This window comes from Aeromonas sp. 603404 (genome assembly GCF_049171775.1).
Lineage (GTDB): Bacteria > Pseudomonadota > Gammaproteobacteria > Enterobacterales > Aeromonadaceae > Aeromonas > Aeromonas veronii_A.
This window is the reverse complement of the sequence record NZ_JAAKPE010000001.1, coordinates 382067-405652: the sequence shown is the minus strand read 5'-3', so window position 1 is coordinate 405652 and position 23586 is coordinate 382067. Positions and strand designations below refer to the sequence as shown.

Annotated in this window: 18 protein-coding genes; 8 read left to right on the top strand and 10 right to left on the bottom strand. The window is 58.7% G+C overall.

Translation table 11 applies throughout. The features are described from left to right. The 4 genes from G5306_RS01715 (at nt 1) to G5306_RS01700 (ending at nt 4453) form a co-directional block, all read left to right on the top strand. The gene (locus G5306_RS01715; protein WP_421308799.1) at nt 1-627 is read left to right on the top strand and encodes a 3'-5' exonuclease; all 627 of its coding nucleotides are present in this window, start codon (nt 1-3) and stop codon (nt 625-627) included. A gap of 105 nt (nt 628-732) precedes the next feature. Beyond that, a complete protein-coding gene (locus G5306_RS01710; RefSeq protein WP_040068110.1) occupies nt 733-1044 on the top strand; it encodes a DUF485 domain-containing protein in 312 nt (103 codons plus the stop codon). After that, the gene (locus tag G5306_RS01705) at nt 1041-2693 is read left to right on the top strand and encodes a cation acetate symporter (RefSeq protein ID WP_047434904.1); all 1653 of its coding nucleotides are present in this window, start codon (nt 1041-1043) and stop codon (nt 2691-2693) included. Before G5306_RS01710 ends, G5306_RS01705 begins: the two co-directional genes overlap by 4 nt. Nucleotides 2694-2860: 167 nt before the next feature. Next, nucleotides 2861-4453: an ABC-F family ATPase gene (locus tag G5306_RS01700; RefSeq protein WP_040068106.1), complete on the top strand. Its 1593-nt coding sequence runs from the start codon at nt 2861-2863 to the stop codon at nt 4451-4453. 221 nt (nt 4454-4674) lie between these two features. Here the strand turns inward: G5306_RS01700 and ppiD are convergent, their stop codons facing one another. From ppiD to tig, 6 genes are all read right to left on the bottom strand, one after another. Next, nucleotides 4675-6588 carry a peptidylprolyl isomerase gene (ppiD, locus tag G5306_RS01695; RefSeq protein ID WP_421312159.1) on the bottom strand — a complete coding sequence of 638 codons (1914 nt, stop codon included), beginning with the start codon at nt 6586-6588 and terminating at the stop codon, nt 4675-4677. A 150-nt stretch (nt 6589-6738) separates the two neighbouring features. Beyond that, nucleotides 6739-7011, bottom strand: a complete 273-nt coding sequence (gene hupB, locus G5306_RS01690) for a nucleoid-associated protein HU-beta (RefSeq protein WP_005315375.1) — start codon at nt 7009-7011, stop codon at nt 6739-6741. Between the two features lie 240 nt (nt 7012-7251). Then, nucleotides 7252-9606 (bottom strand): endopeptidase La, encoded by a 2355-nt coding sequence (gene lon, locus G5306_RS01685; RefSeq protein ID WP_421204792.1) that lies wholly within the window; start codon nt 9604-9606, stop codon nt 7252-7254. A gap of 141 nt (nt 9607-9747) precedes the next feature. Then, the gene (gene clpX, locus G5306_RS01680) at nt 9748-11022 is read right to left on the bottom strand and encodes an ATP-dependent protease ATP-binding subunit ClpX (RefSeq protein WP_005336977.1); all 1275 of its coding nucleotides are present in this window, start codon (nt 11020-11022) and stop codon (nt 9748-9750) included. A gap of 70 nt (nt 11023-11092) precedes the next feature. Then, nucleotides 11093-11716: an ATP-dependent Clp endopeptidase proteolytic subunit ClpP gene (clpP, locus tag G5306_RS01675; RefSeq protein ID WP_005336979.1), complete on the bottom strand. Its 624-nt coding sequence runs from the start codon at nt 11714-11716 to the stop codon at nt 11093-11095. An 86-nt stretch (nt 11717-11802) separates the two neighbouring features. After that, nucleotides 11803-13113, bottom strand: coding sequence for a trigger factor (gene tig / locus G5306_RS01670; RefSeq protein WP_005345092.1), 1311 nt, complete (start codon nt 13111-13113; stop codon nt 11803-11805). 441 nt (nt 13114-13554) lie between these two features. Here tig and G5306_RS01665 point away from each other — a divergent pair, with 441 nt between their 5' ends. Together G5306_RS01665 and yfbR are read left to right on the top strand one after the other, a co-directional pair. After that, on the top strand, nt 13555-13989 hold the full coding sequence (locus G5306_RS01665) for a YccF domain-containing protein (protein WP_005336982.1): 435 nt from the start codon (nt 13555-13557) through the stop codon (nt 13987-13989). A 92-nt stretch (nt 13990-14081) separates the two neighbouring features. Further along, nucleotides 14082-14672: a 5'-deoxynucleotidase gene (yfbR, locus tag G5306_RS01660; RefSeq protein ID WP_047436789.1), complete on the top strand. Its 591-nt coding sequence runs from the start codon at nt 14082-14084 to the stop codon at nt 14670-14672. Nucleotides 14673-14759: 87 nt separating this feature from the next. Here the strand turns inward: yfbR and lolE are convergent, their stop codons facing one another. From lolE to G5306_RS01645, 3 genes are all read right to left on the bottom strand, one after another. Next, nucleotides 14760-16001 (bottom strand): lipoprotein-releasing ABC transporter permease subunit LolE, encoded by a 1242-nt coding sequence (lolE, locus tag G5306_RS01655; RefSeq protein ID WP_005336986.1) that lies wholly within the window; start codon nt 15999-16001, stop codon nt 14760-14762. Further along, the gene (gene lolD / locus G5306_RS01650) at nt 16001-16699 is read right to left on the bottom strand and encodes a lipoprotein-releasing ABC transporter ATP-binding protein LolD (RefSeq protein ID WP_421249221.1); all 699 of its coding nucleotides are present in this window, start codon (nt 16697-16699) and stop codon (nt 16001-16003) included. Before lolD ends, lolE begins: the two co-directional genes overlap by 1 nt. Before the next feature lie 88 nt (nt 16700-16787). After that, nucleotides 16788-18023, bottom strand: coding sequence for a lipoprotein-releasing ABC transporter permease subunit (locus tag G5306_RS01645; RefSeq protein ID WP_421312157.1), 1236 nt, complete (start codon nt 18021-18023; stop codon nt 16788-16790). Nucleotides 18024-18099: 76 nt separating this feature from the next. Between G5306_RS01645 and G5306_RS01640 the strand changes: the two genes are divergently transcribed. Further along, nucleotides 18100-18675 (top strand): hypothetical protein, encoded by a 576-nt coding sequence (locus G5306_RS01640; RefSeq protein WP_005351323.1) that lies wholly within the window; start codon nt 18100-18102, stop codon nt 18673-18675. Nucleotides 18676-18731: 56 nt separating this feature from the next. Next, entirely contained in the window at nt 18732-22199 is a 3468-nt protein-coding gene (gene mfd / locus G5306_RS01635) for a transcription-repair coupling factor (RefSeq protein ID WP_421312420.1), read from the top strand. Between the two features lie 247 nt (nt 22200-22446). Here the strand turns inward: mfd and fbp are convergent, their stop codons facing one another. After that, nucleotides 22447-23481 carry a class 1 fructose-bisphosphatase gene (gene fbp, locus G5306_RS01630; protein WP_005351317.1) on the bottom strand — a complete coding sequence of 345 codons (1035 nt, stop codon included), beginning with the start codon at nt 23479-23481 and terminating at the stop codon, nt 22447-22449. Nucleotides 23482-23586 lie beyond the last annotated feature (105 nt).

The window sequence follows — 23586 nt, the reverse complement described above, 5'->3', positions numbered from 1 at the left end:
ATGTTGAGCCGCGCTCGACGATACTGGTATGGCCGTGCGTTCCGAACGGGCGAGTTCGCGCCGCTCTTTGCCACCCCACCGGAAGATGAACGGATCGCCCTCGATTTCGAGACCACCAGTCTCGATCCCGAGCAGGCCGAGATCGTCTCCATCGGGGCGGTGCGCATTCAGGGCAACCGGCTGCTGACCGGCGAGGCCCTCGCCATCAAGGTACAGCCACCGGCCAGCCTGACCAGCCAATCTGTGGTGATCCACGGTCTGCGCCATCAGGATCTGCAACAGGGAATGGAGCTGGAAGCCGCGCTGCGCCTGCTGCTCGACTTTATCGGCCCCTGTGAACTGGTGGGCTATCACATCGCCTACGATCTGCGCATTCTCAATCTCGCCTGCCAGAAATTGTGGGGATTGACCCTGCCCCAGCGAGGGATCGAGGTGAGTCAGCTTTATCACGACCACCTCTATCGCCGCTACCCCGATGCGGCCATTGACCTACGTTTAAGTTCCATCTGCGGCCACCTTGAACTGCCATCCCTGCCCGCCCACGATGCCCTTGCCGATGCCACCACGGCCGCGCTCATCTACCTGCGCCTGACCTGCGGCTCGCCGCTCACTTATCCCAAAGTCTAATTGTCGAGAAATAACACCTAATTCACATTTTGATTACATGAGCAGATTACCTGCTCGTCGGGGTTACCCCATCCACCGCTGACACTCATGTCATGGAGAACTGCAATGGAACAGCAAAGCTATCTGAGGATCCAGCAAGATCCCAACTTCCAGGAGCTGGTCGCCAAGCGCCAGCGTTTTGCCTGGGCCCTCTCGGCTCTGATGCTGGGACTCTACCTGGCGTTTATTCTGCTCATCGCCTTTGCCCCCGGTTGGCTCGGCACCCCCTTGAGCGAAGGGTCGACCATTACTCGCGGCATTCCTGTCGGGGTAGGATTGATCCTCTCCTCCTTCGTGTTGACCGGCGTCTATGTCTTTCGCGCCAACGGCGAGTTTGATGAACTGAACCAGAAGATCCTCAAAGGGGTGCAATCATGAAAGGCAAGTTGCTGCTGTTGACCTCACTGGCCTCCTCTCCCCTGCTGGCGGCCGATGCAATCTCTGGCGCCGTGGAGCGTCAGCCCCTTAATGTCGCAGCCATCGTGATGTTTCTGGTGTTTGTGGCCGCTACCCTGTTCATCACCTACTGGGCCTCCAAGCGCAACCGCTCGGCTTCCGACTACTATGCTGCCGGTGGCCGTATCACCGGCTTCCAGAACGGTCTGGCCATCGCCGGTGACTATATGTCCGCCGCCTCCTTCCTCGGGATCTCCGCGCTGGTCTACACCTCCGGCTATGACGGCCTCATCTACTCCATCGGCTTTCTGGTGGGCTGGCCCATCATTCTGTTCCTGATCGCCGAACGGCTGCGCAATCTCGGCAAATACACCTTCGCCGATGTCGCCTCATATCGTCTCAAACAGACTGAAGTGCGCACCCTCTCCGCCTGCGGTTCGCTGGTGGTGGTCGCCCTCTACCTGATCGCCCAGATGGTCGGTGCCGGCAAACTGATCGAGCTGCTGTTTGGCCTGCAATACCATGTGGCCGTGGTGCTGGTCGGTATCCTGATGGTGCTCTACGTGCTGTTTGGCGGCATGCTGGCCACCACCTGGGTGCAGATCATCAAGGCAGTGATGCTGCTCTCCGGTGCCAGCTTCATGGCCATCATGGTCATGAAATCGGTCAACTTCGACATCGGCGCCCTGTTTAGCGAAGCGGTCAAAGTGCACGAGAAAGGCTCCGCCATCATGAGCCCGGGCGGGCTGGTCTCCGACCCCATCTCCGCCATCTCGCTCGGTCTGGCATTGATGTTTGGTACCGCCGGCCTGCCCCACATCCTGATGCGCTTCTTCACTGTGAGCGATGCCAAAGAGGCGCGTAAATCGGTGTTCTACGCCACTGGCTTTATCGGTTACTTCTACATTCTCACCTTCATCATCGGTTTTGGCGCCATCCTGCTGGTCAGCACCAATCCGGCCTTCAAGGATGCCACAGGCGCCCTGCTGGGCGGCACCAACATGGCAGCCGTCCACCTGGCTGATGCAGTGGGTGGAAGTCTGTTCCTCGGCTTCATCTCTGCCGTGGCATTTGCCACCATTCTGGCGGTAGTCGCCGGATTGACCCTGGCCGGTGCCTCTGCGGTCTCCCATGACCTCTATGCCAGTGTGTTGAAGAAGGGCAAGGCCAACGAGACCGATGAACTGCGCGTCTCCAAGATGACGACTCTGGTGCTGGGTGTGGTTGCCATTGGTCTGGGGATCCTGTTCGAGAAGCAGAACATCGCCTTCATGGTGGGTCTGGCCTTCTCCATCGCCGCCAGCTGCAACTTCCCGGTGCTGTTCCTCTCCATGTTCTGGTCACGTCTGACCACCCGTGGCGCCGTCTACGGTGGCTGGCTGGGACTGGCGAGCGCAGTGACCCTGATGATCCTGGGTCCGACCGTGTGGGTGAAAGTGCTGGGCCATGCCCAGGCCATCTTCCCCTACGAATACCCTGCCCTCTTCTCCATGGGGTTGGCCTTCGTCGGGATCTGGTTCTTCTCCATCACCGACAGCTCCCAGAACGCCGCCGACGAGCATGCCAAGTTCCTGCCGCAGTTCGTTCGCTCCCAAACCGGGCTGGGGGCCTCTGGCGCCACCTCCCACTAACAGATCAAGTTCATCCTTCCAAGCCGGCTTCGCGCCGGCTTTTTTTATTGCCCATCAATCGGCTGCACGCCCCGCTTGCCCCGATCAAGATCACACTTCTCGCTAAAACTTTCGGGGGATCTGTGCCATAATGCGCGCCATTTGACAGACCAATCGGGACACATACCTTGTTAAGTAGCAACAACATCACCATGCAGTTCGGCGCCAAGCCGCTGTTTGAGAACATCAACGTCAAGTTTGGCGGCGGCAACCGCTATGGCCTTATCGGCGCCAACGGCTGTGGCAAGTCCACCTTTATGAAGATCCTCGGTGGTGATCTGGAGCCCACTGGCGGTAATGTGAGCCTGGATGTCAACGAGCGCATCGGTAAGCTGCGTCAGGATCAGTTCGCCTACGAAGATATGCGCGTACTGGACGTGGTCATGATGGGTCACACCGAGCTGTGGGCGGCTATCGCCGAGCGCGATGCCATCTACGCCAACCTCGAAGCCACCGACGAAGACTATATGAAGGCCGCCGAGCTGGAAGGTCTGGTTGCCGAGTATGACGGCTACACCGCCGAAGCGCGCGCAGGCGAGCTGCTGCTGGGTGTCGGCATTCCGCTCGAGCAGCACAACGGCCCGATGAGCGAAGTGGCGCCGGGCTGGAAACTGCGGGTGCTGCTGGCACAGGCGCTGTTCTCCAACCCCGATATCCTGCTGCTGGACGAACCGACCAACAACCTGGATATCAACACCATTCGCTGGCTGGAGCAGGTGCTCAACGAACGTGAAAGCACCATGATCATCATCTCTCACGACCGTCACTTCCTGAACTCCGTCTGTACCCACATGGCGGATCTGGACTACGGCGAGCTGCGCGTTTACCCGGGCAACTACGACGACTACATGCTGGCCGCCACCCAGGCGCGCGAGCGTCTGCTGGCCGACAACGCCAAGAAGAAGGCCCAGATCGCCGATCTGCAATCCTTCGTTTCCCGTTTCAGCGCCAACGCCTCCAAGTCCCGTCAGGCGACCTCCCGTCTCAAGCAGATCGACAAGATCAAGATTGAGGACGTCAAGGTCTCCAGCCGCCAGAACCCCTTCATCCGCTTCGAGCAGGACAAAAAGCTCTATCGCAACATCCTGGAAGTGGAAGGTGTATCCAAGGGTTATGGCGACGGTCCCCTGTTCAAGGGCCTCAACATGATGATGGAAGTGGGCGAGAAGGTCGCCATTCTGGGTACCAACGGTATCGGTAAATCGACTCTGATCAAGACCCTGGTCGGCGCACTGGCTCCGGATACCGGCACCATCAAGTGGTCCGAGAACGCCCAGATCGGTTACTACGCTCAGGATCACGCCGAAGACTTCGACACTGATCTCAACGTGTTCGACTGGATGGCCCAGTGGAAACAGGAGAACGAAGACGAGCAGGCTGTACGCTCCATACTGGGCCGTCTGCTGTTCTCTCAGGACGACATCAAGAAGCCGGTCAAGGTGCTCTCCGGTGGTGAACAGGGTCGCATGCTGTTCGGCAAGCTGATGATGCAGCGCCCCAACATCCTGATCATGGATGAGCCGACCAACCACCTGGACATGGAATCCATCGAATCCTTGAACATGGCGCTGGAGCTCTACCAGGGGACCCTGATCTTCGTCTCCCACGACCGCGAATTCGTCTCCTCTCTGGCGACCCGCATCCTGGAGCTGACTGAAGATGGTATCCGCGACTTCGGCGGCACCTACGAGGATTACCTGCGCACCCAGGGCGTGGTGTAACCCCCGCCTTGCAAGCTCGCAATGAAAAACCGGCACACACGTGCCGGTTTTTTTATATTCCGTATTTAGACGACTGAGATGGCGTATAGCAGTGGTGTGACTACACGCCACAGAGCAGAGGGCAGAGAGCAGAGAGCAGAGCTTGAATATCCCCCCTCTTGCCCACAGATAAAAAAACGGCTCCATCACGGAGCCGTTTTCAATGGGTTGCGCAGTGCCGATTACTCGACGGTCGCTTCCACACTGGTGAAGTACTCGATCTTGGCTGCTTTGCGCAGCTCGTCGATCAGAGACTTGTAATCCACTTGGGCTTTGCCCTGACCCAGCTGAGCTTGCAGCATGGCGGCCATGCCGGATGCGGCGGCAGGTACGTTGACCTTGTCCAGCGCAACTACAACGCGGTCACCATTGGTCTCGGCAACCAGAGCAACGCTCGGCTTGCCGTCGATCGGATGGGGCAGCGTGAACGCCTGGGCAATCAGGTTCTGATCCAGCTCGCGATCGAAACGGGCAACCCCTTTGTGGGTCTCCACTTTCAGACCGAGTGCAGTCAGATCGGCGGTGATGCTCTCACCTACCTTCAGCTTATCCAGCAGGCCCTGGGCCTTGCCACGGGCCACTTCGCTAGCCTTGTCATGCTTGATGGCGGCAATCACCTGCTCTTTCACCTCGGCCAGCGGCTTGACCGCTTTGGGCTTGTGACCAGTGATGTGCAGCACCAGCGCCTTGCCGTCAGCCAGCTCGATCACGTCGGAGTTGGTGTTGTCATCGCGCAGCTGTTCGGAGAACGCTACGGAAAGCACCTTGGGATCGTTCAGCGGAGCCGGAGCAGTCGCCTGGGTGAAGAAATCGGAAGATTGAACCTTCATCCCCATGGCATCAGCGGTCAGATCCAGCGAGTCCGGGTTTTCGAAGCTGTTGTCAGCCATCTTCTGCTGCTCGGCGAAGAATTTCTCCTTGGCCTTGTCAGCTTGCAGACGAGTGATGGTCTCTTCTTTCACATCGGCAAACGGCTTGGTCTGGGCTGCTTCAACCCCCAGCAGCTTGATGATGTGGAAACCGAACGGGCTCTTCACCACGCCGGAGAGATCGCCAGCCTTGTTCAGGGCGAACGCGGCTTTCTCGAAGGCCGGATCCATCACCCCTTTCTCGAACCAGTCCAGCTCGCCGCCTTTTTTGGCAGAGAAGGTATCGGAAGAGTCAGCCTTGGCCAGCGCAGCGAAATCATCACCTGCCTTGGCTTTGGCCAGCACGGCTTCTGCTTTCTGCTCGGCCGCTTTCTCGTCCTTGCCAAACGGGATCAGGATGTGAGCCACGTGGCGACGCTCGGCACGCTGGAACAGATCCTGGTGCTGATCGTAGTAATCCTGGGCATCCTGCTCGGTGACCTTGATATCCTTGGCGAGGTTGGCGGCGTCCAGCAGCAGATAGTCGACCTTGACCTGCTCGTCGTTCATGAAACGGGCGCCATTGGCCTTGTAGTACTGCTCCAGCTCGTTGTCGGAGACCTGAACGTCAGCCATGTAGTTGGCGGCAGCTAGACGCACCAGACGCAGATCGCGAGTCTGGTTGTAGAGCTTGTCGAGCTGCTCCGCTTCACCCTTGAGGGAGAACTCGGTGCCCAGCAGGGCGCTCATCAACTGTTGACGCACCATGTCCTGACGCAGGGAGTCACGGAACATTTCGGGAGTCATGCCGGCACGACGGATCAGCTGCAGATAGCGGTCATTGTTGAACTTGCCGTTCTCGGCAAACTCGGGCATGGCAACGATGGCCTGCTTGATCTGCTCATCGCTGACGCGCAGACCCAGCTCGCGAGCCTTGCTGTCCAGCAGCGCCTGATCGATCAGCCGATCCAGCACGCCACGGCGGAACTGTTTCATGTAATCGGGGTTCGCTGCCAGCTGGCTGAATGCCTCTCCCATCTGGGATTCCATGCGGGCGCGCTCGTTACGGTAGGCATTTTCCAGTGCCGCAGCACTGATCTCGGTGCCATTGACGGTGGCGGGGGCGGTACGGGCCGGGCCGTTCAGGTAACTACCTACACCAGCCAAGGCAAAGGAGAGGATGATCAGGCCCAAGATAACCTTGGCTACCTTGCCCTGCGCCCCTTCGCGTAGTTTATCCAACATCATGTTTGTACTTATGCTCCCGAACTCGATGGGCGTAAACAATAAAAAGGCGCACCGATTGCGATGCGCCTTGGTCAATCAGTATGAGAGAAGACTCTCTAACTTGTCTGGTCTGCGACCAAGGACGGTAGCCGACGGATATCAGCGACCGACTTAGTTAACAGCGTCTTTCAGGGCCTTACCGGCTTTGAAGGCAGGAACTTTACCAGCAGCGATTTCGATGGTCGCGCCAGTCTGCGGGTTACGGCCTGAACGGGCAGCACGCTCGCGTACAGCGAAAGTACCGAAACCAACCAGAGCAACCTGGTCACCCTCTTTCAGCGCTTCACCAACAGCATCAATGAAGGCATCCAACGCACGGCCAGCGGCAGCTTTGGAGATATCGGCACCGTCTGCAATCTTGTCAATCAGTTGAGATTTATTCACTCTTATATTCCCCTTTTATCGAACACCGCTGCGGCGCTGATTTCCCTGGCCACAACAAGTGGAGGTTTTATAGCAAGCCTCCTGATCAGTTGCAAGTGACAATCTGGCGCAAACCCGCGCCACACAACGCATTGCGACTCATCACGAGTACCCGATCGGTGGTCAAGGCTACTTCCGTTATCGGGCGCATGCAAGCCTTAACCACCCGTCGAATGCGCCAAATTTGCGGCGCATCAACATTTACACGACAGAAACGCGCTCAAACCCCTGCGGATTGTCCTGCAACGCCAATTCCAGCACCTCGTCAATCCAGCGAACCGGATAAATTTCAAGGTCTTGTTTGACGTTTGCCGGGATCTCCTCAAGGTCACGCTCGTTCTCTTTCGGAATAAGCACTCGCTTGATGCCGCCACGATGGGCTGCCAGCAACTTCTCCTTGAGACCGCCGATGGGCAGCACTTCGCCGCGCAAGGTGATCTCCCCTGTCATCGCCACATCAGCACGAACCGGATTACCGGTCAAGCTGGAGACCAGGGCAGTACACATGGCGATACCGGCGCTCGGACCATCTTTGGGGGTGGCCCCTTCCGGTACGTGCACGTGGATATCGCGCTTCTCGTAGAAGTCAGCATTGATCCGCAACTTCTCGGCACGGGTACGCACCACCGTCATGGCCGCCTGAATGGACTCCTGCATCACTTCACCGAGAGAACCGGTATAAGTGAGCTTGCCTTTGCCCGGCATGTTGGTGGTCTCGATGGTAAGCAGATCGCCCCCCACTTCGGTCCACGCCAGACCACATACCTGACCAATCTGGTTCTGGTCGGTGGCTTTGCCGTAATCGAAACGCTGTACCCCGAGGAACTCCTTGAGGTTGGCCTGATTGACCTGAACATGCTTGATGCTCTTGTCCAGCAGGATGCGCTTGACCGCTTTGCGACAAATCTTGGAGATCTCGCGCTCCAGACCACGAACCCCCGCCTCGCGGGTGTAGTAACGGATCACCCCGACCAAGGCAGAATCCTCGATGGTGATCTCGGACTCTTTCAGGCCGTTGCGCTGGATCTGCTTGGCAACCAGATGCTGCTTGGCAATGTTGAGCTTCTCATCTTCGGTGTAACCGGAGAGACGGATCACCTCCATCCGGTCCAGCAAGGGGCCCGGGATGTTCATGGAGTTGGAGGTAGCCACGAACATAACGTCCGACAGGTCATAATCCACTTCCAGATAGTGATCGTTGAAGCTGTTGTTCTGCTCCGGATCCAGCACTTCCAGCAAGGCGGATGCGGGATCGCCGCGCATGTCCGAGCTCATCTTGTCGATCTCGTCGAGCAGGAACAGCGGGTTCTTCACGCCGACTTTCGCCATCTTCTGGATGAGTTTGCCGGGCATGGAACCGATATAAGTACGGCGGTGACCGCGGATCTCCGCTTCGTCACGCACCCCACCCAGAGCCATCCGCACATATTTGCGGCCTGTCGCCTTGGCGATGGATTGGCCCAACGAGGTCTTGCCCACACCGGGAGGCCCAACCAGACAGAGGATAGGGCCCTTGAGCTTGTTAACCCGTGCCTGTACCGCCAGATATTCGAGGATGCGATCCTTGACCTTCTCGAGGCCATAGTGATCGGCATCCAGCACCTCTTGCGCCTTGCCAAGGTCTTTCTTGACCTTGGATCGCGCCTTCCACGGCACCTGTACCATCCAGTCCACATAGCTGCGCACCACGGTAGCCTCGGCGGACATGGGAGACATCATCTTCAACTTGGAAAGCTCGGCCTGGGCCTTTTCACGGGCATCTTCCGGCATGCCAGCCTCTTCAATCTTGCGATTGAGGGCTTCAAACTCATCCGGGCTATCTTCCAGCTCACCCAGCTCTTTCTGGATGGCCTTCATCTGCTCGTTGAGGTAATACTCGCGCTGACTCTTTTCCATCTGCTTCTTGACGCGAGTACGGATGCGCTTCTCGACCTGCAGCAGGTCAATTTCCGACTCCATCATCGCCATCAGGAATTCGATGCGCTCGGAAACCGAGACGATCTCCAGCACCTTCTGCTTGTCTTCCAGCTTGAGCGGCATGTGGGCCGCCATGGTATCTGCCAGACGCGCAGCATCGTCGATCGCCGAGATCGAGGTCAGTACCTCGGGCGGGATCTTCTTGTTGAGCTTGATATAGCCTTCAAACTGGCCGATGGCGGAGCGAACCAGCACTTCCTGATCCTTCTCCTCAATGGCTTGGGAGGGGATGTATTGGGCCTCGCAGACAAAGAAATCCTTGTCGTCGATCATCCGCTCCAGGCGGGCACGCTGTCCCCCCTCTACCAGCACCTTGACGGTGCCGTCCGGCAGCTTGAGCATCTGCAGAATATTGGCCACTGTCCCGACGGTGAAGATCTCCTCCACAGTCGGCTCATCGGTTGACGCATCCTTCTGGGCCACCAGCAGAACTTTCTTGTCCTGCTCCATGGCCGCTTCCAGACAGCGAATGGATTTTTCCCGCCCCACAAAGAGTGGAATGACCATGTGGGGATAAACCACCACGTCACGAAGAGGCAGGACGGGAATCTCGATGCGTTCTGAACGCTCTAGGTTCATATATGTCCTCTCGGCTTGTTATACCGTTGGCAAAGCGCTTGGCTGAGTATATGGGGGCGCTGAGATGAGATTCAATCGCCGAAACCGCAAAAAGCATGAAAGGGGCAAAAAGCCCCTTCCATTCGATTAAAAATCAGACATTTACTCTGATGCAGCAGCCTGGGTTTCGGGATTTTCGTAGATCATCAAGGGCGCGGAGTCCCCTTTGATCACGGTCTCGTCGATCACCACCTTGCTGACCCCTTCCAGAGAAGGCAGGTCATACATGGTATCCAGCAACACGGCTTCCACGATGGAACGCAGACCACGAGCACCGGTTTTACGCTCCATCGCCTTGCGGGCAATGGCGTTGAGTGCGTCGTCACGGAACTCCAGCTCGACCCCTTCCAGATCGAACAACGCAGCGTACTGTTTGGTCAGCGCGTTTTTCGGCTCTTTCAGGATCTGGATAAGCGCAGACTCGTCCAGCTCGGTCAGGGTCGCGACCACCGGCAGACGGCCGATGAACTCGGGGATCAGACCATACTTGATCAGATCTTCCGGCTCTACCTTGGCGAAGGTCTCGCTCAGGGTGGCCTTGGCATCCTTGGATTTCACCTCGGCGCCAAAACCGATACCGGTTCCCTTCACGGAACGCTGCTCGATCACCTTGTCCAGACCGGCAAAGGCACCGCCACAGATGAAGAGGATCTTGGAGGTATCAACCTGCAAGAACTCCTGCTGCGGATGCTTGCGACCACCTTGCGGCGGCACGGAAGCGATGGTCCCTTCGATCAGCTTGAGCAGTGCCTGCTGTACCCCTTCCCCGGAGACATCGCGGGTGATGGAGGGGTTGTCCGACTTGCGGGAGATCTTGTCGATCTCGTCGATATAGACGATGCCACGCTGAGCTTTCTCTACGTCGTAGTCGCACTTTTGCAGCAGCTTCTGGATGATGTTCTCCACGTCCTCGCCCACATAACCGGCTTCGGTCAGGGTGGTCGCATCGGCCATGGTGAACGGCACATCCAGCAGACGAGCCAGAGTCTCGGCCAGCAGGGTTTTACCGCTACCGGTCGGGCCAATCAGCAGGATGTTGGATTTGCCGAGCTCCACACCACTGTTTTCGCCGCTGTTGCGCAGACGCTTGTAGTGGTTGTAGACGGCAACGGCCAACACCTTCTTGGCGTACTCCTGCCCGATCACATAGTCATCGAGATGAGCGCGGATCTGATGAGGGGTCGGCAGCTCGTTACCATCGCGCTTGGGCGAGATCTCGCGGATCTCTTCGCGGATGATGTCGTTGCACAGCTCGACGCACTCATCACATATGTAGACGGAAGGGCCAGCGATCAGCTTGCGCACTTCATGCTGGCTTTTGCCGCAAAAAGAGCAGTAGAGCAGCTTATCACCCTCACCCTTGCGTTTCTCTGTCATTCAGCAACCTCGTTTTATCAATAGAGGATGGATCGGCCTGTTGAGTTTACAACAGACCGGGACACCCTGCTCAGCTACGCTGGCTCAGGACACCGTCTACCAGACCATAGGCCACGGCCTGCTCGGCGGACATGAAGTTGTCACGATCGGTGTCACGCTCGATGGTAGCCATGTCCTGACCGGTGTGGAACGCCAGGCGCTCGTTCAGGGTATTTTTAATCTTCAGGATCTCCTGGGCGTGGATCTGGATATCAGATGCCTGACCCTGGAAGCCACCCAGCGGCTGGTGGATCATCACACGGGCATTAGGCAGGCAGAAACGCTTGCCCTTGGCGCCACCGGCCAGCAGGAAGGCACCCATGGAGCAGGCCTGCCCCATGCAGACGGTGCTGACATCCGGCTTGATGAACTGCATGGTGTCGTAGATGGACATGCCCGCAGTCACCGAACCACCCGGCGAGTTGATGTAGATATAGATGTCCTTGTCCGGATTCTCGGACTCGAGGAACAGCAGCTGGGCAACCACCAGATTAGCCATGTGATCTTCAACCTGACCAGTCAGGAAGATCACCCGCTCTTTCAGCAGACGGGAGTAAATATCGTAGGAACGTTCACCCTTGGCAGTCTGTTCGACCACGATGGGGACCAGCGCATTGCTGGGAGAATCGGTCATATCGTTATAGTTCTTGTACATAAGGCATTGTCCCTAAAATAAAATGGCCCGAGTGGAGATCACACGAGCCATTATACTTAACAGTCTTGACCTTAAGTCAAATGTTCTTAGGCAGCGGCGCCAGACTTGTTGATCACTTCGTCAAAGGCAACTTCTTTTTCGGTCACTTGCGCTTTGGACAGGATCAGGTCGATGGCTTGATCTTCTACTGCCAGGTTACGAACGCCGTTCAGCATCTGTTCGTTCTTCTGATAGTACTCGATCACTTCCTTCGGATCTTCGTAGGCAGTCGCCATGGACTCGATGATGCTGTTTACACGGGCATCGTCAGCCTTGATCTCGTTGGTGCGGATCACGTCTCCCAGCAGCAGGCCTACGCGTACACGACGCTCGGCTTGAGCCTGGAACAGTTCAGCCGGCAGCTCGGGAGCGTTACCGCCCTGGAAACCACCGAAGCGCTGCAGAGCCTGCTGACGCAGAGCATCGATCTCTTGAGCAACAGCTGCTTTCGGCAGGTCGATTTGGTTGGCTTCAACCAGACCGTTCAGAACCTGCTCTTTCACGCTGTTTTTCAGGGCTTGAGCCAGTTCGCGCTCCATGTTCTTGCGCACTTCGGCTTTCAGCTCTTCAACAGAACCGCTCTCGATACCGAAACGCTTGACGAACTCTTCGGTCAGCTCAGGCAGGATCTGCTCTTCAACCTTGATCAGCTTGGAAGCGAACTTGGCTTCTTTGCCTTTCAGGTTTTCAGCGTGGTAGTCAGCCGGGAAGGTCACTTCAATGGTGAACTCGTCGCCCGCTTTCTTGCCCAGGATGGCGTCTTCAAAGCCCGGGATCATGCGGCCAGCGCCCAGCACCAGGTTGAAGCCTTCAGCTTTGCCGCCGTCGAACTCTTCACCGTCGATGGAACCGACGAAGTCCATGGTCACACGCATGCCATTGGCAGCGGCAACATCGGCATCAGCCCAGGTAGCGTGCTGCTTGCGCAGGGTGTCGATCATGTTGGCCAGATCTTCATCCTTCACGGTCGCAACCGGCTTCTCGACCTTGATGGTCTCGAGACCTGCAACTTCGAACTCCGGGTACACTTCGAAAGTGGCGGTGAACTCGAAATCCTGACCTTCTTTGATCTCTTTCGGATCCATGGTCGGGGCACCGGCCGGGCTCAGTTTGTTTTCGATGATGGCTTTGATGAAGTTGCTCTGCATCATTTCATCAGCAACGCGGGCGTGAGCCATGGCGCCGAACATCTTCTTGATGATGGCAACCGGAGCCTTGCCAGGACGGAAACCGTCGATGCGACGAGTTTTGGCCAGGCCATTCAATTCTTTACGCACAGCGGCGTCTACGGTAGCAGCCGGTACAGTGATGGTAAGACGGCGTTCCAGACCCTGGGTTGTCTCTACAGAAACTTGCATTCTTCTACCTCGTTCAACTCAGCACTGTGTGCTGACCCTTTATTGCCCCTGGGCAAAGCCCGGAGTCTTCCTGTTTATAAAGACAACGATATGTCTTTGTGATGAGAAAATATGACGCGGCATTATAGCGGCGCACTTTGGTCGAGTCGAGCCACACATCCCCCACATTGAGCGGCGTGCAAGCACAATTCGTGCAAAACTGCCCTTTATATGGGGAGAGAGGTGCCCGACTTCAACTATCCGATGGCAATAATTTTGCGTTTGTTCACCTTTTTTCATCCGAACGCCGCTTTATTGCCCATTTTTCACCGAAAAACAGCCCACCGTTGCGGGCGGCGACTCAATTTGTCCAGCCAAATGGCGATTGGGCCAATCAACCATTGCGTCCCTACCCCTCCCTCGTTATGGTGGCAACCAAATTGATGATCTGGAGTCACTCACATGGCCTTTTTCCGCTTCTTGTTCAATCTGCTCTGGTTTGTACTGGGAGGTGTCTTTATGGGCCTGGCCTGGTGGCTGGCCGGTCTTGTCTGCTTTATCTCGCTGGTCGGCATCCCCTGGGGACGTGCCTGCTTCGTGATCGGCACCTTTACCTTCTTCCCGTTTGGCAAGCAGGCCGTCAATCGCAAGACCATGACTGGCCAGAGCGATATCGGCACCGGCACTCTGGGGCTGATTGGCAATATCCTCTGGTTCGTGCTGATCGGTGTCTGGCTCGCCATCGGCCACATCGCTTCCGCGCTGGCCTGCTTCGTGACCATTATCGGTATCCCGTTCGGTATCCAGCATCTCAAGCTGGCACTCATCAGTCTGGCGCCTATCGGCCAGATGATTGTGACCAATCAGGAGGCTGAATCGGGCCGCTATATCCGCTAAACACGGGAAATGCGCGGGCAGACGCTGCCCTGCAACGAAAAAAAGGGCAGACTAGGGTCTGCCCTTTTCTATTCTCTTTTGTTGAGGCCGTCATGTTACCCAGCCACTTTTTCGCCAATCTCGCCCGCATGAAACTCATCTACCGCTGGCCCCTGATGCGCAACATCCAGCCGGAAAACATTGCCGAGCACAGCCTTCAAGTGGCCATGGTGGCCCATGCCCTCGGCATCATCAAAAATCGACTGTTTGGCGGCAGCGTGAATGCCGACCGCGCCGCCGTGATGGCCCTCTACCACGACAGCAGTGAGGTGCTGACCGGCGATCTGCCTACCCCGGTCAAATACTTCAACCCCGAAATTGCCCGCGAGTACAAGAAGATAGAACTGGCCGCCGAGCAGCGTCTGCTTGGCATGCTGCCGCCGGAACTGGTGGAGGACTTTCGCCCCCTGCTCGATTCGGCAGCCCAGGATGACGAGCTGGCCAGGCTGGTCAAGGATGCCGACACCCTCTGCGCCTATACCAAGTGTCTGGAGGAGATCAACGCGGGAAACCGGGAGTTCGAACCGGCTCGCAAGCGCCTCGAGGCCATGCTGGCAGCCCGGATGAGCGATGAGATGCGCTACTTTATCGACACCTTTGTGGCCAGCTTCTCCCTGCCGCTCGATGAGCTTAATGCTCACTAAGCCAAGCCACGCGACCTGAAAACAGAAGGGCCCGCCGGTTTGCACCGGCGGGCCCTTCGTTCTTGATTCCGGATCAGATGCTGCGCATCAGTGACCCAGCTCGCGAGAGGGCACCAGACCGCTCGCCCGCCAGGCGGGATAGAGGGTCGCCACCAGACTCATCAGGATGGCGGCGCCCGTCACGATAAGCAGATCCTGCATATGCAACTCGGTCGGCAAGAAGTCGATAAAGTAGATATCCGGATTGAGGAAGCGGTGGCCGATGAGCTTTTCGACAACGCTCAAGATCTGGGTCAGCTTGCTCGAAAGCAGCCCGCCCAGCAGGGCACCGAGCAGGGCACCGGCCACGCCGTTGACCATCCCCTGAATAACGAAGGTAAGCCGGATCTGACCGGGGCTCGCCCCCATGGTCTTCAGGATGGCGATCTCGCTGCGCTTCTCGTTCACCGCCATCACCAGGGTGGAGACGATGTTGAAGCAGGCCACTGCCACCACCATCAGCATCACCACATACATGACGGTACGCACCATCTGGATGTCCTGATAGAGATAACCCTGGCTGTTCATCCAGCTGCGGATGTAAACATGATGAGGGAACTGCTGCGCCGCGGCGATCGTAATATTTTGTGCATTAAGCACATCGCTCACCCGCAGGCTGAAGCCCTCCACATCGCTGCCCATGCCGGTGATCGCTTGCGCATCGGCCAGATGCATAAAGCCGAGCAGGCCGTCGAGCTGACCGCCGATCTCCAGCAGCCCTACCACGGTCAGGGCTTCGCGGCGGGGATTCTTGATCCCCGCCTGATCGCCCCCTTGCGGCAACAGCAGGGCAACAGAATCCCCCACCTTGACCCCCAGCTTGTCGGCGATGGTCTTGCCAAGGATCACCCCACGTTCACCCGGTTGCAGCTCACGCAGACCACGGCCCGTCATGTATTTGCCGGCATCCGACAGATTGGCTTCCAGATCGGGCAGCACGGCGCGCAGTTGCACCCCCTTGAGGGCAGAGCCATGCTCCAGCAGGCCATTGAGGCGAATGACCGGCGCAGCCGCCTCAACGCCCGGCTGGGCCAGCAGATAGTCACGCAGACGTGGCCAATCCGGCAGCGGCCGCTCGACGGCGTCCAGCTCACCTTGCGGCACGACCGAGAGCACCCGATCTTTAAGCTCCCGCTCGAAACCGTTCATGGCGGAGAGGCCCAGGATCAACGCCATCACCCCGAGGGCAATACCGATCAGGGAAGAGGCAGAGATAAAGGCGATAAACCCGTTGCGACGGCGGGAGCGGCTGTAACGCAGGCCCAGAAAGAGGGGCAGCGGTTTGAACATCAGGCAACCTCCGCCATCACGCCGCTCACCAGGGTCACCCGGCGATGGAGCTTGGCCGCGAGGCTCAAGTCGTGAGTCACTACCACAAACGCAGTGCCCAGTTCACGATTCAGTTCACACAGCAGTTCGTACACCGCGGTGGCACTGGCGTGATCCAGATTGCCGGTAGGCTCATCCGCCAGCACCAGACTCGGTTCGTTGACCAGCGCCCGGGCGATCGCCACCCGCTGACGTTCGCCACCGGAGAGCTCGGAGGGACGGTGATTCAAGCGATGGGAGAGCCCCACCCGCCCCAGCATCTTGGTTGCCTTTTCGGTGGCAACCGCCACCGACTCACCGGCGATCAGCAGCGGCATGGCCGCATTTTCCAGCGCACTGAACTCGGAGAGCAGGTGGTGGAACTGGTAGACAAAGCCCAGCTCGCGGTTGCGAAAACGGGCCTGGCTACGGCTGTCCCAATGGTGGATATCCTCCCCTTTGAACAGCACGGCGCCGCTGGAGGGGTTGTCCAGCGCCCCCATCAGATGCAGCAGAGTGGTCTTGCCGGAGCCCGAGCTCCCCACCACCGCCAGCATTTCACCGGGCGCGACGCAGAGATCGATCCCCTTGAGCACCTGAGTCTCCAGCTCCCCCTCTTTATAGACATGATTGAGCGCCTGGCAGCGCAGCAGAGGTTCACGGGATACGGCTTCATTCATAACAGGGGCTCCACTTGCCTCGGTAACAACGCTGGCACCCGCAACTACGGGGGCACCAGTCACAACAGAAGATGCATTATTCACGGCATTACTCATAACGCAGCGCCTCGGCCGGTTTCACCCGTGCGGCGCGTGCCGCCGGGTAAAGGGTGGCACTGAAGCTCAGCAGCACGGCGCCCAGCAAAATGGTGATGACCTGAGCCGGCTCGACAATCACCGGCAGGCCACTGCCGCCCGCCGCCATATAGAGGTTGAGCCCCACCGCATTGAGCAGAGGGTTGAGACCCAGGGAGAGCGCCAGGCCCGCCAGTCCGCCAAACAGGGCGCCAATCACCCCGCTGGAGGCGCCAAGCACCATGAAGATTTTGACGATCCCCGATTCACTCATGCCCATGGTGCGCAGGATGGCCACTTCGCCCTCCTTGTCCGTCACCACCATCACCAGCGCGGAGAGGATGTTGAAGGTAGCGACGGCGATGATCAGCACCAGCATCAGCCCCATCATCCGTTTTTCCATAGCGACCGCCTGGAACAGCTCGCCCCGCTCGCGGCGCCAATCCTGCCACAGCAAGCCATCCGGCAGCGGCGTCTTGATCACCTCGTCAGCGGCAAACGGATCATCGAGCCAAAGGCGAATGCCACCGACGGTTTCTGGCGGCAGGCGCAGCAGCCGCTGGGCATCCCCCAGCGCGATCAGCGCAATCTGGTTATCCACATCGGCGCCGACCCCGAAGATGCCGGAGACGGTAAAGAGGCGCTGTGCCGGTACCCGACCAAACGGAGTGAAGCGGGTCCCCTCGGTCAGGATCAGGCGAACCTGATCGCCGATGGAGACATTGAGGCGGCGTGCCACCCCCTGCCCCAGCACGATGCGGTAGTGGCCAGCCTGCAGGGTATCGAGGCGCCCCCCCAGCATCTGGTTGTGGAGGATGTCATCCTTGGGCCACTTCGCAGGGTCGATCCCCTGCACACTCACCCCGGTCAGCTGGCCGGGGCTTTGCAGCATCCCTTCGCTGTCGAGCATGGGGGCCGAGGCAACCACATGGGGTAATTTGGCCAGATCCGGCAAGCCTTGCGGGTCGGCATCAATACGGCCAGCCTGATTGGTCACCACCACATGGGGGATCACCCCGAGGATGCGCCCTTTGAGCTGCCCTTCGAAACCGTTCATCACCGAAATGACCACCATCAGGGCGGCGACCCCGATGGCAATGCCAAAGGTAGAGAACAGGGAGATAAATGAGACGAAGCGATTGCTGCGCTTCGAGCCTGCATAACGCAGGCCGATGGCCAGCGAAAGGGGCTGAAAAAGTCCGGTCTTCAAGGATATGTACGTTGCCAACAAAATAAGATACCGGATAATAAAGGGAAACCGTCCATGACAACAAGGGATAGCCTCCATGCAGGAACAGTTCTTCAGCGTCACTCATGCCACGCCGGTCAATGTGATCCCCATGCCGGCCGACTTCCACCTCCCCTCGCTGGAGGAGCTGGACGCTGAGCTGCCGGAGCCCTTTCGGATCTCTTCGGCCATTACCTCCATCGATCTGGTGACCACCCGCCTGCTGCGCAACCAGAACGAGTCGATGCACGATCTGATCGAGATCGTCAATCAGCAGTCCCGCAAGATCGACATGATCATGGGCTATGTGCTCTCCCTGCAGGACCATCCGGAGCAGCGCTTCCACACCCTGCGCTTCGGGGCTGGCCAGCTCACCTACCTGCACCCCTATCATGATCACGGGGATGCACCGCACCTGCACCAGATCGTGCGCCTCAAGATCTTCCTGCGGGAAGAGGCGGCAGCGATCTACTGCTATGGCCAGGTCAAACAGCTCGACGGCGGTGAACATGGCACCCATGTGCAGCTCGACTATGTGCGGATCCGCGAAGATGACCGTGAACTGCTGGTTCGTGCCAGCCTCCACGTGCAATCGAAGCAGCTCAAGCTGCGCGCCCAAGAACGTCAGCGCTAACCATAGCGAACGTCAGCGATAGATAACGTCAACGTTAAAAGAATCGAACCATGCCAATGACACTCCCCGCCTTGCCCGCCAAAGCGGGCCAAAAGATCACGCTCGGCCAGCTGGTCGGCAGCAGCCTCTCGCTGATTGCAGCCCGTCTCACCAGTGAAGCCAAGGGGCCGGTACTGCTTATTACCGCCGATACCCCGAGCGCCCTGCGCCTGGAGCAGGAGCTTCAGTATTTGCTGGCAGGCAAGCAGCAAGCCGATCAGTCCGTCCCCGTATTGCTGTTCCCCGATTGGGAGACCCTGCCCTACGACACCTTCTCTCCCCATCAGGACATCATCTCCCAACGGCTCGAGACTCTCTACAAGCTGCCGCAGATGAGCAAGGGGGTGCTGATTGTCCCCATCTCCACCCTGATGCTGCGCTGTGCCCCCCGGGTCTATCTCGACAAATACAGCCTGATGGTGAAGGCCGGTCAGCGCCTCAATCTGCAACAGTTGCGCGGGCGCCTGGCCGAAGCGGGTTACGTGGCGGTGGATCAGGTGCTGGAACATGGCGAATTTGCCGCCCGCGGCTCCCTGCTCGATCTCTTCCCCATGGGCAGTAGCAGCCCCTATCGCATCGACTTCTTCGACGATGAAGTGGACTCCATCCGCCCATTCGATCCCGAAACCCAGCGATCCAGCGAACCGGTCAAGACGGTCAGCCTGCTGCCCGCCCGGGAATACCCTACCGACGAGGCAGCCATCGAACTGTTTCGCGGCCAGTTCCGCGAGCAGTTCGAGCTGTCGCGGGCCGAGGGCTCCGTCTATCAGGAGGTGAGCAAGGGGCGTTGGCCCGCCGGCATCGAGTATTATCTGCCGCTCTTCTTCAACCAGACTGCCAGCCTGTTTGACTACCTGCCGGAAGAGACCCTGCTGCTCACCGTGGGGGATATCTACCCCGCCGCCCAGCGTTTCTGGAACGATATCGGCCAGCGCTATGAAGACAGACGCTGGGACAATACTCGCCCCCTGCTACCCCCGGCCCAGCTCTATCTGCCGGTGGAGCAGCTCTTTGCCTCTCTGGGCCAATATGGCGCGGTGCGGCTGCAAGAGGCCGCCACTGCGGGCGATGCTGGTAAGCACGATCTGCCTATCTCGGCCCTGCCGGATCTGCAACTCGATCACAGCAAGGAGCAACCCCTGCTGGCGCTCAACCAGTTCCTGCAAGGCTTTGCCGGGCGCACCCTGTTTGCGGTGGAATCCGAAGGGCGACGGGAGGTGCTCGGCGATCTGCTGGCGCGTATCTCGCTGCAACCCAAGGAGTTCCCCTCCCTTGACGCCTTTATGGCAAGCCCGGATCGACACGGCTTGCTGGTTGCACCCCTTGAGCGTGGCTTCCTGTGGCAGGAGGTCGGTCAGGATCCACTGGCGCTGATCACCGAGACCGAGCTGCTGGGCGGCAAGGTGCGCAGCAAGCGAGCGCGGGAGAAGAGCAAAAACTTAAGCTCCGATGCAGTGATCAGAAACCTGGGCGAGCTGACCCAGGGCCAGCCGGTGGTCCATCTGGATCACGGGGTCGGCCGCTATCTGGGGCTCGAAACCATCGACGCCGGTGGTCTGCCCACCGAGTTTTTGACCCTCGAATATGCCGGCGGCGACAAGCTGTTCGTGCCGGTCACCAGTTTGCACCTTATCAGCCGCTACACCGGTTCTGATAACCCGCCCAGCCACAAGCTCGGCGGTGAAGCCTGGAGCAAGGCGCGGCGCAAGGCGGCGGAGAAGGTGCGCGACGTGGCAGCCGAGTTGCTGGATGTCTACGCTCATCGCGCCGCTCGCGCCGGTTTTGCCTTCAAGCACGACAAAGAGGCCTATCGCCAGTTTGCCGCCAGCTTCCCGTTCGAGGAGACCGACGATCAGCTCAACGCTATCAATGCGGTGCTGGGGGACATGTGTCAGGCCAAGAGCATGGACCGACTGGTGTGTGGCGACGTAGGTTTCGGCAAGACCGAAGTGGCTATGCGGGCGGCGTTTGTGGCCGTGCATGGCGGCAAACAGGTCGCCGTGCTGGTGCCCACCACCCTGCTGGCGCAACAGCACTACGACAACTTCCGCGACCGCTTCGCCAACTGGCCGGTGCGGGTCGAGGTGCTGAGCCGCTTCCGCTCCGCCAAGGAGCAGAGCGCTGTGATGAAGGAATTGGCCGAAGGCAAGGTGGATATCATCATCGGCACCCACAAGCTGCTCGGCTCCGAACTCACCTTCAAGGATCTGGGACTGCTCATCGTCGATGAGGAGCACAGATTCGGGGTGCGCCAAAAGGAGAAGATCAAGGCACTGCGGGCCGATGTGGATATCCTCACTCTCACCGCTACCCCCATTCCGCGCACCCTCAACATGGCGATGTCCGGCATGCGGGATCTCTCCATCATCGCCACCCCGCCTGCCAAGCGACTCGCCATCAAGACCTTCGTGCGCCAGCACGAACCGGCGGTGGTGCGCGAGGCGGTGCTGCGGGAATTGAAGCGTGGTGGTCAGGTCTACTACCTGCACAACGATGTCGAGAGCATCGAGAAGTGCGCCGCCGATCTTGCCGAATTAGTGCCGGAGGCCCGCATCGGCATCGCCCACGGCCAGATGCGCGAGCGCGACCTTGAGCGGATCATGTCCGACTTCTACCACCAGCGCTTCAACCTGCTGGTCTGCACCACCATTATCGAGACCGGCATCGACGTACCAAGCGCCAACACCATCATCATGGATCGGGCGGATCACCTCGGTCTGGCCCAACTGCACCAGCTGCGGGGCCGGGTTGGCCGCTCCCACCATCAGGCCTACGCCTACCTGCTCACCCCCCATCCCAAGCTGATGACCAAGGATGCGGCGAAGCGGCTGGAGGCGATCGCCTCGCTGGAAGATCTCGGTGCCGGCTTTGCGCTGGCGACCCACGATCTGGAGATCCGTGGCGCAGGCGAACTACTCGGCGACGATCAGAGCGGTCAGATCGAATCGGTCGGCTTCACCCTCTACATGGAGATGCTGGAGCAGGCGGTCGAGGCGCTGAAAAATGGTAAGGAGCCATCGCTGGAGCAGCTGATGAGCCAGCACACCGAGGTGGAGCTGCGCCTGCCTGCGCTGTTGCCGGATGACTATATTCCGGACGTCAATATGCGCCTCTCCATGTACAAGCGGATCGCCAGTGCGGCGGACGAGCAGGAGCTGCGCGAGCTGAAAGTGGAGCTGATCGACCGCTTTGGTCTCTTGCCGGAGGCGACCAAAACCCTGCTGGAGCTGGCCGCCTTCCGCCAGCGTGCCACCGCCCTTGGCATTCGCCGGGTGGAGATGAGCGAGCGTGGCGGCTATCTGGACTTCACCCAGGAGACCAAGGTCAATCCGGCCTATCTGGTCAAACTGCTCTCCAGCCAGCCACGGGTCTACAAGATGGACGGGCCGACCCGATTGCGTTTCCAGGTGCCAACTCAGGACAGAGCCATGCGCCTGAAACTGGTGGATGGTTTGCTGGCTGATCTGGCCAACAACAGCCTGTGAATATCTGCAACCCTGGCGGCGAGCCAGAGAGAGAATGCCAACTAAAACGGGAGCCAAATCGGCTCCCGTTTTGTTTACGTTGGCTGGTGACTAGCGTCTCCCTTCTCCCCTTGTGGGAGAAGGGTCGGGGATGAGGGGGGCAGTGAAAACCATTCCTCTCACCCTGCCCTATCCTAGGGGGGAGAGGGAATCGCACCGGTAAATGTTGGGCTTCGCTGCGCTCAGCACCAACCTACACCTCTGACGATCAGCACTGGTTGGCTGGATCCTCATGGGCGGAGAACTCTCGCATAAAGGCCTCTGCCCGCTCCACCATCTTGGTCGAGCCAACAAAGTAAGGGGTACGCTGGTGCAGCGCGGTGGGCTGGATATCCATGATGCGGCCAAAGCCGTCGGAGGCCTTGCCACCAGCCTGCTCTACCAGAAACGCCATCGGGTTGCACTCATAGAGCAGACGCAGCTTGCCGTTCGGCGAGTTGGTGCCGGACGGATAGATGTAGATGCCACCCTTGAGCAGGTTGCGATGGAAATCGGAAACCAGGGAACCGATATAACGGGAGGTGTAAGGTCTGTGGGTCGCCTCGTCGCGCTCCTGACAATATTTGAGGTACTTCTTCACCCCGTCCGGGAACTTGATGTAGTTGCCCTCGTTGATGGAGTAGATCTTGCCCTCTTCCGGAATGCGGATGTTCTCGTGGGAGAGGCAGAAGCAACCGATGGAGGGGTCGTAGGTAAAGCCGTTGACGCCAAAGCCGGTAGTGTAGACCAGCATGGTGGAGGAGCCGTAGACCACATAACCGGCGGCGACCTGACGGTTGCCCGGTTGCAGGAAGTCCTCCAGCGTCACCGGCGAACCCTGCGGGCTCAAACGGCGGTAGATGGAGAAGATGGTCCCGACCGAGACGTTGACGTCGATATTGGAGGAGCCATCGAGCGGGTCGATCAGCACCACATACTTGGAGTTTTTGGAGAGCGGTGAGTCAAAGGCGACGAAGTCCTCTTCCTCTTCCGAAGCCATGCCGCACACCTCGCCGCGCGCTTCGAGCGCCGCCTTGAAGCGTTCGTTGGCATAAACATCCAGCTTCTGCTGCACCTCGCCCTGTACGTTTTCAGCGCCCATGGAACCGATGATATCCGCCAGTCCCGCCTTGTTGATCTCCCGGTTCACCACCTTGGCAGCAAGGCGGATCGAGCTCAGCAACGAGGTCAGCTCGCCGGTCGCGGTAGGATAATCCGCCTGCTTTTTGACGATGAACTCACCCATGGTGATCATGTTTCGCATTTTTGTTCCTTTAGATCGCATCCGTTGGCATTGAAAACGTTTGCAGGCATCGGCAAAAAAAATGCCGATCACCGGCGGCCTTGATTTGTAACCTAATGTAACGTC